Source organism: Nocardia sp. GTS18 (assembly GCF_013839555.1).
In the GTDB taxonomy this organism is placed as follows: domain Bacteria; phylum Actinomycetota; class Actinomycetes; order Mycobacteriales; family Mycobacteriaceae; genus Nocardia; species Nocardia rosealba.
Genome location: NZ_JACBIU010000031.1, coordinates 40,404 through 52,919, shown reverse-complemented (window position 1 = coordinate 52,919; position 12,516 = coordinate 40,404). Strand labels below are relative to the sequence as shown.

The window sequence follows — 12,516 nt, the reverse complement described above, 5'->3', positions numbered from 1 at the left end:
GGGGCGTTGTGGGCGGGCACACCGGTGAGCTCACCGTGGCAACCGCTCCATTCGCTCAGTTCCGCGAGGTAGTCACCGTCGACGGCGTGCCGGGCGGCGGCCGAGCGCATGGGTTCGGCCAGCTCGGGCAGCAGCATGTCCGGGACGTGGCGGGCCGCGGCGCCGAACCGTGCGGCACAGCGCGACACCGTACGCAGGTCGCGCGCCGGGATGGGCAGGTCGGGAAAGCGGCGGCGATCCGAGCGGCGCACATGGATGGCGGCGGCCAACCGGATGTCGTGGTCGCTCGGCGAGCGCGGGGTGAGCTCGACCCGCGCGAGGTGATCGGTCCGCGCGGGGTCGGGCAGTCGTTCGACGACCGCGTGCCAGCCCAGCATCGCGAACGCGACGGTCAGATGGTGCAGCGCGGCACCGCAGCTCACCGTCAGCGCACGGGCGCGCGGATCGGTCGCGCCGACCTGTCGGCCGAAATCGGCGAACAGGTCGACGCGGCCGTGACCGATGCGCCACCGCCACGGTTGGGTGTTGTGCACCGACGGTGCTCGCACGGCCATCTCCACCGCGTCACGGCACGTCTGTGTACTGGGTCTTTTGCGAAGCAATGTCCGCCCCCGATTTCCTTTTGGCGAATACTCCATTTCTAAAGCTCGGTAACCGACCCTAGGCGCGCCACCTGGCACTTTCCATGTGATCTGAGCCGTTGACCAGTTCGTGACCTGAGCGCCGATCGGCGAGAACCCCCGTCGATCGCCGAATCCTGCGCCCGCTCCCCAGTACGAGGACGGGCGACAGTGGCGAAGCTCGCACCTGCGGTTATCTCGTCGTGACCGCCGCCGACCAACTCTACCCTTACGGGAGGGTAGGGTTGGTCGATCGTACGAGCGTCCGCTCGTGCCGGCCGAGCGCCGTGAGGGCGAAACTTTCGTTGGGAGCAGCCGATGGGGACAGCCGTGTCCGCCGGTAGACAGACCGAAGGGTCGGTGATGGCCGCCCTGCGCAGCCCGCGCCGACTCCGCACCGAAGTGCTGGCCGGGCTGGTGGTCGCGCTCGCCCTGATCCCCGAGGCCATCTCGTTCTCGATCATCGCCGGGGTCGACCCACGGGTCGGCTTGTTCGCGTCGTTCACCATGGCCGTCACCATCGCATTCGTCGGTGGCCGCCCGGCGATGATCTCGGCCGCGACCGGCGCGGTCGCCCTGGTGATCGCGCCCGTCATGCGGCAGTACGGACTGGACTACCTGATCGCCACGGTCATCCTCGCCGGCGTGCTGCAGATCGTGCTCAGCGTGATCGGGGTCGCGCGGCTGATGCGATTCATCCCGCGCAGCGTGATGGTCGGGTTCGTCAACGCGCTGGCGATCCTGATCTTCACCGCGCAGATCCCACACCTGCTCGGGGTGCCGTGGCTGGTGTATCCGATGGTCGCCATCGGTATCGCGATCATGGTCTTGCTGCCCAAGCTGTCCGACGTCGTTCCTGCCCCGCTGGTGGCGATCGTGCTGCTCACCGCCGCGACCCTCGTGTTCTCGCTCGACGTGCCGAACGTGGGCGACGAGGGCGAGCTGCCGTCGAGCCTGCCATCCTTGCTGATCCCCGATGTGCCGTTCACGCTGGAAACGCTGAAGATCATCGCCCCGTACGCGTTGGCGACGGCGTTGGTCGGCCTGCTCGAATCGCTGATGACCGCCAAGCTCGTCGACGACATCACCGACACCCACTCCGACAAGACCCGCGAGGGCTGGGGCCAGGGTGTGGCCAACGTGGTGACCGGCTTCTTCGGCGGTATGGGCGGTTGCGCCATGATCGGCCAGACGATGATCAATGTGAAGTCCTCCGGTGCGCGCACCAGGATTTCGACGTTCCTGGCCGGATTGTTCCTGCTCATCCTGGTCGTCGGGCTCGGTGACATCGTCGCCCTGATCCCGATGGCCGCCCTCGTCGCCGTGATGATCATGGTGTCGGTGGGCACCATGGACTGGCACTCGATCGCCCCGAAGACCTTGCGCCGCATGCCTGTCGCCGAGACCTCCGTCATGCTGGTCACCGTCGCCGTCACGGTGGCCACGCACAACCTCGCCTACGGCGTGATCGCCGGTGTGCTCACCGCGATGGTGGCCTTCGCCCACCGCGTCGCTCACTTCACCGAGGTCGAGAAGATCGGCGAGGCCGATATCGACCACGACGGCGACATCGACACCCGGGTCTACAAGGTGCGCGGCGAACTGTTCTTCGCCTCGAGCAACGACCTGGTGTACCAATTCGACTACGTCGACGACCCACGCAATATCGTGATCGACATGTCCGACGCGCACATCTGGGACGCCTCGACGGTCGCCACCTTGGACGCGATCACCACCAAGTACGAGTCCAAGGGCAAGAAGGTCGAGATCGTCGGGCTCGACGCGGCCTCCGAACAGCGCCACGGCAGGCTCTCCGGGCACCTGGCAGGGCACTGAGATGCCCGCCCGCGCGCATTTGCAGATCGGTCAGGTCGCCGAACGAACCGAGTTGTCGGTCAAGACGATTCGGCACTACGACGAGGTGGGCCTGGTGCGGCCCTCGGCACGCAGCGCGGGCGGGTTCCGCCTGTACACCGAGGACGATATCGACCGACTGCTGGTGATCCGCCGGATGAAGCCGCTCGGCTTCACCCTGGCCGAGATGGGCGAATTGCTGTCCGCCCTCGACGATCTCAGCGACCCGTCGGCCCGCGAACTGCTCGCCGCGTTGCACGCCAAAGCCGAGGACAGCGTCGCGAAACTGCGCCGCCAGCTCGGTTACGCCGAGGAGTTCACCACGTTGCTCGCCGAGCGTCGAGCGCGTTGATCACTTCTGCCAGTAGTTCTTCGGGCCGACCGTGGTGGCCGCCGCGTTGGCGCCCGCCTTGCACCATTCCTCGAGGCTGCTGTTGTCGGACAGGTCGATGTAGATGCCGGTGGCCTGGGTGAAGTAGCGGTGGCTGTAGGCCGACCACTGCACCCGGGTGGCGGACATGATGTCACCGTGGCAGGTATCGCTGGCCAGACCCGTTGTGGGACACCAGATTCCCCAGTCCTGGGTCTGCCCGTCGAGGGTGTCGTAGGCGGAGCGGGCGGCGGAGTTCGTGGGGAACACCAGCACGTTCACCGACACCAGGATGTGGTCGTCCTTGTCGATATAGGAGCCGGTGATATTGGTGGTGCACCCGTTGGACGTGATCGCGGACGACACGTTGTCGGAGTTGCCCGGCTGATCGCACCCGTGTTCGCCGCTGGCACGCAGGGTGTAGAGCACACCCTTGGAGTCGGTGAAGCTTTGCGGCAGCAGGGCTTTCACGGTGAGCGGGGTGTCGTCGGTGGCGGCGCTGTCGAGGGTGTTCCAGTCGAACGGCTTCGAGGTCGGTGCGGCCGAGGTGGTGGAGTAGGTGGACGGCACCGTCGAGGACGTGGTGGTCGGCGCGGCGACGACCGGCGAATCGGAATCGGAGTTACCGCCGATCACCACCGCGATCACGATGAGCACGAGGAACGCGCAGACCACCGCACCGCCGATCAGCCACGGTGTCGACGAGGACCCCGACCGCGCGTACGGCGGACGCGGCTGCTGCCACTGCGGCTGCCCCATCATCGGTTGACCCTGCATCGGCTGACCGTGCATCGGTTGTCCCGGCACCGGCTGCTGCCACGGCTGGCTCACCGGTGGCTGCTGCCACGGCTGACTCTGCTGACCGACCGGCCACTGCGGCTGACTCATCGGCGGCTGCTGCCCGAAACCGGGCGTATCCGCGCGCACCGTCGGCGGGGCGGCATCGGCCTGTTGCCCGTCGGCACGCGGTGTCATCCACCACGAACCCTGATCTTCGGCACCCCCGGCGGGCGGATCTTCGCGTGTCACAGGTCTCTCCCAGCCCCGCGCGGCATCGATCGGTGATGTCCGCGTCCCTTCCCGAAATTTTGGCGCCTGTGCGGGTGGAAGGCAAACCCGTCGCGCCATGTTCGCTGCGGCGCACGGTTTTCGATGCCTCGATGTGACATCCACGCGGGCCGCGTGATAGTCACATGACATGGCGTGGTCACCCTCGGTTCTCTCGCCGGAGACCTCGGCAGGTTCGGGCTCGACGGCCGAACGACGCAGCGGCACAGTGCAATACCGCTCCGACCTCGACGGTCTGCGTGGCCTCGCGATCGGCCTGGTCGTGGTTTTCCACATCTGGTTCGGCCGGGTGTCGGGTGGCGTAGACGTCTTTTTGGTGCTGTCCGGATTCTTCTTCACCGGGATGCTGCTGCGCCGCGCCGAGCACGGTCCACGCGGGTGGGTGTGGCCGGTGGTGCGGCGGACCGCGCGGCGGCTGCTGCCTGCCATGGCGGTGGTGCTGGCCGGGGTGTTGGTTGCCTCGACGCTGTTGCTGCCCTACACGCAGTGGTCAGCGGTCGCGGCGCAGACGCTCGCCTCGCTGCTGTTCGCGCAGAACTGGGAATTGGCGCTCACCTGGGCCGACTATCTGGCCGCCGACCCGTCGGTGAGCCCACTGCAACACCTCTGGTCGATGTCGGTGCAGGGCCAGTTCTATCTGGCCGCGCTGATCCTGGTCGCGGTGTGCGCACGGCTGCGACAGGCCCGAGCCGTTGTCGGTGTGATCGTGGTCGCCGCTGCCGCGGCATCGTTCGTGTACGCGACCCGGGGCACCGCGACCCATCAGGGCTGGAACTACTACGACACCTTCGCGCGCGGCTGGGAACTGCTGATCGGCGCGGCGCTCGCGGTCGCCGCGCCGTACCTGGTGCTGCCGCGCTGGTGCCGGGCGCCGCTGGCGGCCCTCGGCATCGCGGGAGTCGTGCTGTGCGGCTGGCTGATCGGCGACGCCGCCAATCGTTTCCCCGGCCCGGCCGCCCTGCTTCCGGTGCTCGCGGCCGCCGCGGTGATCGTGTCGGTCGCCAACGTGCCACGCCACGAATGGGACGGGCCCAACCGGCTGCTCGCGCACCGGCACATGCGGTTGCTCGGCGAGCTCGCCTACCCGCTGTACCTGTGGCACTGGCCGATTCTCATCTTCTTCCTCACCGAACGCGACAGCCCCGACGTCGACCTGCTCGGTGGCACCGGGGTGATCGCGGTGTCGCTGGCATTGGCCTGGCTCACCAACCAGCTGATCGAGAAACCACTGCGCGCCAAGACGCGCCGGCCCGGCAGGCGCCTGGTCACCGCGGGCGTCGCGGCACTGCTCGCGGCCGTGGTGGCGACCGCGTCGGCCTGGGAGTTCGCCGTCGTGCGGGCGGCGCCACCGGCCGCGACCACCGACGTCGAGGCGACCAGGTACCCCGGTGCGCGAGCACTCACCGCGAACACGCCCGTCGCCCCCGAACCGTTGCGGCCCAACCTCTTCGAGGCCCGCAACGACCAGCCACCGCCGACGCTCGACGGTTGCATCGCCGACTGGAACACCCGCTCCGTCATCACCTGCACCTACGGCGACCCCGATGCCGAACGCACCATCGCCATGGCGGGCAGCTCCCACGTCGAACACTGGTTGCCCGCGCTGCAGGTGCTGGCCGAGGAGCATTCCTTCCGCATCCAGGTGTATCTGAAGATGGGCTGCCCCCTCACGCTTGCCGAGGACGCCACCTACAACGGCGAACCCATCCCCGACTGCCGGGACTGGTCGCGTGAGGTGATCGACCGGCTCGGCACCGACCGCCCCGACTGGGTGTTCACCATCGGCACCCGGCCCCGCGACGCGGGCGGCGACGAGACCCCGCCGGAATTCCTCGATGTGTGGACGGCCCTGTCCGAGCGCGGCCTCGCGGTGCTCACCCTGCGCGACACACCGTGGCTGCGCCGCGACGGCGTGCGCTACCGCGCCACCGACTGCCTGGCCTCGGGCGGCGACCGCATCAGCTGCGGCATGCGCCGTAGCGACGCACTCGACCCGATCGACCCGCAGCGTGAAGCGGCGGCGCCCTTCCCGCACGTCTTCCCCGTCGACCTCACCGACGCCGTGTGCGGCCCGACCGTCTGTGCCGTCGCCGAGGGCAATGTGCTGATCTACCACGACGAGCACCACCTCACCGCCACCTACTCGCGCACCCTCGCCGACGCGCTCGGCCGCGCCATCGGTCCCGTGCTCGGATGGTGGTGAGGTAGCGAAATCGCTTGGGCATGCGGGCAACTCGGGAAGTCCGTAGCCTCGGAGCTGTGATTACTCTGAAGAAGGAAGACGGCGCGGCCGATCTCGCCGGTATCACCAAGATGAGCGTGGGGGTGAGCTGGGACCCGTCGGCCGGTTCCAGCGGTGGACTGCTCGGCATCGCCCGCCGCAAGCGCGGCGTCGACCTCGACCTCGTCGCCGTCCTGATGCAGGGTGGCGAGCCGGTGCGTTTCGCCGGTCTCGATTCGCTCGACCCGCTCGGCAACGGCGCGGTGCTGCACACCGGTGACGAGCAGACCGGCGCGGCCGCGGGCGACGACGAAACCGTGCACGTCACCTTCGCGAATGTGCCCACCGCGATCGACGCCATCGTGTTCGTCGCCGCCGCGTTCAAGAAGGGGTCCTCGTTCGACAAGGCCAACAACGTCTCGTTCAAGATCTACGACGCCACCGGCGCCGACAGCCAGCCGGTGGCCGATATCTGGCCGTCGTTGCTCGGCGCCGAGAACGCCAACGCCATCGCGCGGGCCTTCCGCAACGGGCCGGTGTGGCAGCTCGAGGTGCTCGATCGCAAGGGCAAGATCAAGCAGGGTGACAAGCAGGCGCTGCTGCGTTTCGCCCTCGGCTAGCGACGCGCACGGTTTGCACGGGGTGCGGTCGGTGCGGCAAAGTTAGGCTCGGTGCGCCGGGAAGTCTGGTCGGCAGCCCGGCTCGAATTCGGTCGAGCGGGGTTCGAGCGAAGACGGGAACCCACATGTCCGCACCTACCTCTCCCCGGCACGGATGATCCGCGCGGCACGTCGCACCGTTCTCACCCGGGGCAGCTGGCCCGAGGCCCGTCGCGTCAGCGCGGTGCTGCGCCGCGAAACGGTCGGCGGTGTCCTGCTGATCGTCGCGGCGATCGTCGCCCTGGTCTGGGCCAATACGCCATGGGCGGATGCCTATGTGGCACTGCGCGACTACCGCATCGGCCCCGAATCGCTGCACCTGAACCTGACGCTGAGTCAGTGGGCCGCCGATGGGCTGCTCGCCATCTTCTTCTTCGTCGTCGGCCTCGAACTCAAACGCGAGTTCGTGGCGGGCGATCTGCGGGATCCGCGCCGCGCCGCGCTGCCGGTGGTGGCGGCCGTCGGCGGGATGGCTTTACCCGCGCTCATCTACTTCGCGATCAACCGGGGCGGCGCGGTCGACGGCTGGGCGATCCCCACCGCCACCGACATCGCCTTCGCGCTCGCCGTGCTCGCGGTGATCAACACCCACCTGCCCACCGCGCTGCGCACCTTCCTGCTCACCCTCGCCGTGGTCGACGACCTGCTCGCCGTCACTGTGATCGCCGTCTTCTACACCAGCGAACTGCACCTGCCCTACCTGGCGCTTGCCCTGATCCCGATCGCCCTGTTCGCTGTCGCGGTGCAGCGCCGGATCAGTTCGCCGTTCCTGCTGGTGCCGCTGGCCCTGGTGACGTGGTGGCTGGTGCATTCCTCCGGCGTGCACGCCACGGTGGCGGGCGTGCTGCTCGGTTTCACCGTTCCGGTGCTGGCCGGGCGCGGCGAGACCGACACCGAACACGGCCTGGCCGAGCGGTTCGAACACACCATCCGCCCGCTCTCGGCCGGGGTGGCGGTGCCGGTGTTCGCGTTCTTCGCGGCCGGTGTCACCATCGGCGGTCTCAGCGGGTTCACCGATTCCCTGGCCGACCGGGTGACGCTCGGCATCATCGCGGGCCTGGTCGTCGGCAAGCTCGTCGGCATCACCGCGACCACCTACCTCACCGCCAAACTCACCCGCGCCGAACTCGACGCCGATCTGGCCTGGGTGGACGTGGCGGGTGTCGCGCTGCTCGGCGGCATCGGTTTCACGGTGTCGCTGCTGGTCGGCGAACTGGCCTTCGCGGGCGACCACACCCGCGCCGACCACGTCCGCATCGGCGTGCTGTGCGGCACGCTGGCCGCGGCCCTGCTGGCGACCATCGTGCTGCGCGCCCGCAACCGCGTCTACCGCCGCCTCGACGAGGCCGAACACGTCGACGCCGACGGCGACGGCATCCCGGACGTCTATCAGCAGACCCCACCCTGATCCAGGAGCTCCACCATGTCTCTCACCCACGTGACCGTCGGCCTCGGCTGGGACCCCGCGCCACCGAGCGGCCCCTTCGGCAATACCCGCAAGGACATCGACCTCAATGTGACGGCCCTGGCGTTCGCGGGCAACGACTTCGTCGACGCGGCGTTCCACGAACAGCTCACCTCCCGGGACGGTGCCCTGCGCCATCTCGGCGACAGCGTCACCGGCGACGGTGACGGCGACAACGAGATCATCACCGTCGACCTCACCCGCGTCGACGCCGCGATCAGCACCATCGTCTTCCTCGTCACCTGCTACACCGGACAGACCTTCCAGCAGGTCGTCAACGGCTTCTGCCGCGTCGCCGACAGCGTCGCCGGGGTGGAACTCGTGCGCGTCGATCTGCGCAGCGCCACCTCGCACACCGGCTTCGTGCTCGGCAAACTGCACCGCACCGGTTCGGGCTGGGAGTTCGCGATGATCGGTGACCCGATCTTCGCCGATCACCCGACCGTCGCCCTGCCCCAGCTGACCGTATATTTGAGCCCGGTATGAGCGCGCAGTTGATGATCGTGGAGGACGACACCCGGGTACGGGAGTCGTTGCGGCTGGCGATGGAGGACGAGGGGTATGTCGTCGCCGAAGCCGAAAGCGCCGAACACGCGCTGGAACACGTGCACAACGTCGGGGTACCGGACGTCCTGATCGTCGACCTCATGCTCGGCGGCATGGACGGTTTCACCTGCATCCGCGAGGTGCGCCGCGAACACGACGTGCCGATCATCGTCGTCAGCGCCCGTGACGACACCCACGACGTGGTCGCCGCCCTGGAAGCAGGCGCCGATGACTTCGTCACCAAACCGTTCGAGGTCAAGGAGCTGACCGCCCGGATCCGGGCCGTGGGCAGGCGCACGCGCAACAGCACCGAACGCGAGGTGGTCGAACTCGTCCTCGACGCCGACCGGCAGCTGATCCTCTGCCCGGAGCGCGGTTCGGTGCGGCTGGCGGGCGAAGACGTACACCTGACGCTCACCGAATTCCGGTTGCTGTGCGAACTGGCACAGAACGACGGGCTCGTGCTGAGCAGGCAGGTGCTGCTCGACAAGATCTGGGACCGCGGCTTCTTCGGCGACGACCGCATCGTCGACGTGCACATCCGCCGCCTGCGCACCAAGATCGAACGCGATCCCGCCGAGCCGCGCCTGATCGTCACCGTGCGCGGGCTCGGCTATCGCCTCGATGCCGGGTCCTGAATTGCCCACCCGGTTACGTGGCCTGCGTGGTCGCGTGACAGCGGCGTTCGTCCTCAGCGCCAGTCTCGTCGCGGTGCTGCTGTCGGGCTCGGTGTATGCCATCAGCACCAATTACATGGAGTCCCAACGGGTTCGGACGGTCGAACGCGCGGTAGGAGTGCACGCCGAGATCCTGCGGTTGCGGATGGAATCGCTGGCCACGGGACAGGAGGCCCTCGAATCGTTGCGGCTGCCCGCCGGAACCATCGCCCTCCTCGATACCACCACGGGCACCGGTGTGCTCGGCGCCGACCAGGCCACCGTCGCCACGCTCGAACGGGCCGCCCAGGTGCCGTCGCCTGCCACCCGTGTCCGGATCGCGGGCGAGCCTTATCTGCGCACCGCGACCTACGTCGAAAACGGCGCCGTCCTCCAGGAATTCGCGCCGCTGCGCGAGCTGGAGGACACCCTGAAGATGCTGCGCACCATCCTTTTCGCCTGCGCGGTGCTCGCCGTCGCGGTGGCCGCCGCGCTCGGCGCCTGGGCCGCGCACCTCGCGCTGCGCCCACTGCGCCAGGTGGCGGGCACCGCGTCGCGCATCGCCGCGGGCGACCTCGACCTGCGCTTGTCGCGGCCCGAAGATGTCGACCTGTCGCCGACCGTCGAGGCCTTCAACGCCATGGTCGACTCTCTGCAGCGGCGCATCGAACGCGAACGCAGGCTCGTCTCCGACCTCAGTCACGAGTTGCGCACCCCGCTCACCACCCTGACCACCACCGCGACCGTGCTGGCCGGGCACCGCGACGAACTGTCCGAAAGACCGCGCGCCGCACTGGGACTGCTCGTGGAGGAGACCACCTACCTGCGCGGTCTGCTCGACGACATGCTCGCCCTCGCGCGCGCCGAGGCGGGCATCCACCGCTCCGACCCGGCGCCGCTGTCGCTGGCCGAACTGCTTGCCCACCTGCTCGCGAGCCGTCGCATCGAGGCCGAGGTACTCACGACCATCGACCCGGGACTGGTGCGCGGGCGGCGGATGGAACTCGAACGCGCCCTGCTGAACCTGCTCGTCAATGCCGAACGCCACGGTGGCGGTGTGGCCGCGGTGCGCGTCGAGCGCGACGGTGAGGACGTGCGGGTCACCGTCGACGATGCCGGACCCGGCGTCGAGGCGGCCGATCGCGAGCGCATCTTCGAACGCTTCGTCACCGCGTCGCGCCGGACCGGCGGCACCGGCATCGGCCTGGCGCTCGTCGCCGAAACCGTTGCGGGACACCAGGGCCGGATCCGCTGCGCGGAGCGGCCGGGCGGCGGTGCGCGCTTCGAGTTGACGCTGCCCGCGCTGGATCGTCACGTGATCGCAAAGAAAACGTCCGAGCCGCCGCAATGAATGTGGTCCATTCTCGTCACGGTCACCGGGTCGGGTGATCGCCACGGCCTCGGGCTGGAGGAGGACAAGTCGCGCTGCCACGGCACGCGGCCGATTCCCGAAGCCGTCGCGCGACACCGACACCGGTGACTTCTCGTCATGACACAGCGGGGCCCGGCGCCACTCGGACGCCGGGCCCCGCTGGGGTCGATCGGGATCAGCCGATGCTGAAGGGCTGGCCCCACAGGGTGACGACCGAGCTCACGTTCTCGGTCTCCACCTTGACCTTCACGAAGGCACGCGCCTGGGCGTACCCGGCGCAGCCGCTCAGGCCGATGGTCGAGTCGGCCCAGGTCACCGAGCCGCTCTTGCCCTTGAACTTGTTGTTGGTGCCGTGGTCCTCGTTGCCGTAGTCGTCGGCCTTCTCGATGTCGAGAATGTAGAACGACTTGGCCTGGCCGGGGCCGAGGCTCAGTTCGGCACCGGACTCGGCGCCGACGCTCACGTCCTCGCCGTCCCAGCTGCTCTCGCCTTCGACGCCACCCTCGACGCCGCCGCCGTCGATGTTGACCTGGCAGCCCACCACGTAGCCGGGGTAGATCTTGCCGCCCTTGGCGTTACCGGAGACCTCCACCTGCGCGGAGCCGGACACCCACGCGTTGCGGTGCACAGGGGTCGAGCCCATCGAGGGGCTGATGAGGGCCGACTCGCCGACCAGGCGGACGGTGACGGTCGAACCGTCGGACAGGGTCTTGACGATCTCGCCGCCGGGCAGCGGAACGAAGGTGTCGGCGTTGGCGGCACCGGCGGACAGCAGGCCGAAGGTCACGGCGGCCGCGCCGACCAGACCGGCCATGCGGGCCGAATTCTTACGGTCGATCATGTGTGTCATTCCTTGCGATCGAAGTCGGATGCGCTCAGCCGATGCTGAACGGGGCACCGTAGAGGGTGGTCTTGGAGTAGTGGTCGCCGATGATCTCCACGACCGAGTAAGCGCGGGCCTGTGCGTAACCGGCGCAGCCCTGGATCTCGATCTCGACGTCCTGGTACTCGACCGAGTAGACGCCCGCCTTCAGGATGTCCTTCTTCTCGATCTGGACGAACTTCACCTCGCCGGGGCCCAGGTCGAGGCCGACCGAGCCGCCGATGCTGCCGCCGGACAGGTCGATGCCGCCGGAGACGCCCGCGGAGATGGCGTCGTCACCGATGGCCACCTGGCAACCGACGATGTAGCCGGTGTTCAGCTGCGAGGCGCCGTGGGTGGAGGAGTTGTTGGAGCCGTCCTTGCCCGCCGGACCGTTGAACGGGCCGACCTCGCCCTCCGGCGTCGCGGTGACGTCGGCGGTGACGGTGCCCGAAACCCAGGCGACGCGGCCCGCGCCGTTGGCCGCAAGCGAAGGCGAAACGGTGGCACGCTCGGCGGTGCGGGTGATCGTCACGCCCGGGCCTGCCTTCTGGCCGTCGGGCAGCGGGACGAAAGCATCGGCGCCGGCGGAACCGGCGGCGAAACCACCGAGTGCGACCGCGGCGGCCGTGGCCACGTAGAAGCGTTTGATTGTCATTCTTCCCCTCATCAGGTTCGAGCGGTATCGCCTCGACGTCGGCACCTGGCAGGGCGCGTCGATGGCCGGATCGAAGCATTCACGCGCCCCATGGCGGGGTGAGAACCAGTCGAGGACCCGGCGATGAAGCTCATGGAACGAGAAGATTTCCGGTTCTTTGCGATG

The 12,516-nt window shown here is 68.6% G+C and carries 11 protein-coding genes and 1 pseudogene; 8 read left to right on the top strand and 4 right to left on the bottom strand.

What is annotated here, in order from left to right:
- Positions 1 to 554: pseudogene (locus HYG95_RS20615) on the bottom strand (hypothetical protein); the annotation flags it as partial.
- Positions 555 to 938: 384 nt separating this feature from the next.
- On the opposite strand from HYG95_RS20615, the gene HYG95_RS20610 reads away from it, so the two are divergent.
- Together HYG95_RS20610 and HYG95_RS20605 are read left to right on the top strand one after the other, a co-directional pair.
- Complete coding sequence (locus HYG95_RS20610) at positions 939 to 2,456, top strand: SulP family inorganic anion transporter (protein ID WP_181700155.1); 1,518 nt, start codon at positions 939 to 941, stop codon at positions 2,454 to 2,456.
- A 1-nt stretch (position 2,457) separates the two neighbouring features.
- Positions 2,458 to 2,826: a MerR family transcriptional regulator gene (locus HYG95_RS20605; RefSeq protein ID WP_181700153.1), complete on the top strand. Its 369-nt coding sequence runs from the start codon at positions 2,458 to 2,460 to the stop codon at positions 2,824 to 2,826.
- Here HYG95_RS20605 and HYG95_RS20600 read toward each other — a convergent pair whose 3' ends face one another.
- Positions 2,827 to 3,873, bottom strand: a complete 1,047-nt coding sequence (locus tag HYG95_RS20600; protein WP_181700151.1) for a hypothetical protein — start codon at positions 3,871 to 3,873, stop codon at positions 2,827 to 2,829.
- Between the two features lie 169 nt (positions 3,874 to 4,042).
- On the opposite strand from HYG95_RS20600, the gene HYG95_RS20595 reads away from it, so the two are divergent.
- From HYG95_RS20595 to HYG95_RS20570, 6 genes are all read left to right on the top strand, one after another.
- Entirely contained in the window at positions 4,043 to 6,115 is a 2,073-nt protein-coding gene (locus tag HYG95_RS20595; RefSeq protein ID WP_181700149.1) for an acyltransferase family protein, read from the top strand.
- Positions 6,116 to 6,171: 56 nt separating this feature from the next.
- On the top strand, positions 6,172 to 6,753 hold the full coding sequence (locus HYG95_RS20590) for a TerD family protein (RefSeq protein WP_067496979.1): 582 nt from the start codon (positions 6,172 to 6,174) through the stop codon (positions 6,751 to 6,753).
- A 157-nt stretch (positions 6,754 to 6,910) separates the two neighbouring features.
- Positions 6,911 to 8,200, top strand: a complete 1,290-nt coding sequence (gene nhaA, locus HYG95_RS20585) for a Na+/H+ antiporter NhaA (protein ID WP_370465861.1) — start codon at positions 6,911 to 6,913, stop codon at positions 8,198 to 8,200.
- 15 nt (positions 8,201 to 8,215) lie between these two features.
- Entirely contained in the window at positions 8,216 to 8,743 is a 528-nt protein-coding gene (locus HYG95_RS20580) for a TerD family protein (protein WP_181700145.1), read from the top strand.
- Positions 8,740 to 9,441 carry a response regulator transcription factor gene (locus HYG95_RS20575; RefSeq protein ID WP_181700143.1) on the top strand — a complete coding sequence of 234 codons (702 nt, stop codon included), beginning with the start codon at positions 8,740 to 8,742 and terminating at the stop codon, positions 9,439 to 9,441. Before HYG95_RS20580 ends, HYG95_RS20575 begins: the two co-directional genes overlap by 4 nt.
- Positions 9,428 to 10,810 carry a HAMP domain-containing sensor histidine kinase gene (locus tag HYG95_RS20570; protein WP_181700141.1) on the top strand — a complete coding sequence of 461 codons (1,383 nt, stop codon included), beginning with the start codon at positions 9,428 to 9,430 and terminating at the stop codon, positions 10,808 to 10,810. Before HYG95_RS20575 ends, HYG95_RS20570 begins: the two co-directional genes overlap by 14 nt.
- A gap of 196 nt (positions 10,811 to 11,006) precedes the next feature.
- Here the strand turns inward: HYG95_RS20570 and HYG95_RS20565 are convergent, their stop codons facing one another.
- Positions 11,007 to 11,672 carry an MspA family porin gene (locus HYG95_RS20565; protein ID WP_067496968.1) on the bottom strand — a complete coding sequence of 222 codons (666 nt, stop codon included), beginning with the start codon at positions 11,670 to 11,672 and terminating at the stop codon, positions 11,007 to 11,009.
- 34 nt (positions 11,673 to 11,706) lie between these two features.
- Positions 11,707 to 12,351 (bottom strand): MspA family porin, encoded by a 645-nt coding sequence (locus tag HYG95_RS20560; RefSeq protein ID WP_225280896.1) that lies wholly within the window; start codon positions 12,349 to 12,351, stop codon positions 11,707 to 11,709.
- Positions 12,352 to 12,516: the final 165 nt, after the last annotated feature.

Excerpts from the sequence above, each read along its gene's own strand:
- HYG95_RS20560 (WP_225280896.1), bottom strand. The coding sequence starts at position 12,351 with ATGACAATCAAACGCTTCTACGTGGCCACGGCCGCCGCGGTCGCACTC.
- HYG95_RS20565 (WP_067496968.1), bottom strand. The coding sequence starts at position 11,672 with ATGATCGACCGTAAGAATTCGGCCCGCATGGCCGGTCTGGTCGGCGCG.
- HYG95_RS20595 (WP_181700149.1), top strand. The coding sequence starts at position 4,043 with ATGGCGTGGTCACCCTCGGTTCTCTCGCCGGAGACCTCGGCAGGTTCG.
- HYG95_RS20575 (WP_181700143.1), top strand. The coding sequence starts at position 8,740 with ATGAGCGCGCAGTTGATGATCGTGGAGGACGACACCCGGGTACGGGAG.
- HYG95_RS20605 (WP_181700153.1), top strand. The coding sequence starts at position 2,458 with ATGCCCGCCCGCGCGCATTTGCAGATCGGTCAGGTCGCCGAACGAACC.
- HYG95_RS20580 (WP_181700145.1), top strand. The coding sequence starts at position 8,216 with ATGTCTCTCACCCACGTGACCGTCGGCCTCGGCTGGGACCCCGCGCCA.
- HYG95_RS20570 (WP_181700141.1), top strand. The coding sequence starts at position 9,428 with ATGCCGGGTCCTGAATTGCCCACCCGGTTACGTGGCCTGCGTGGTCGC.
- HYG95_RS20610 (WP_181700155.1), top strand. The coding sequence starts at position 939 with ATGGGGACAGCCGTGTCCGCCGGTAGACAGACCGAAGGGTCGGTGATG.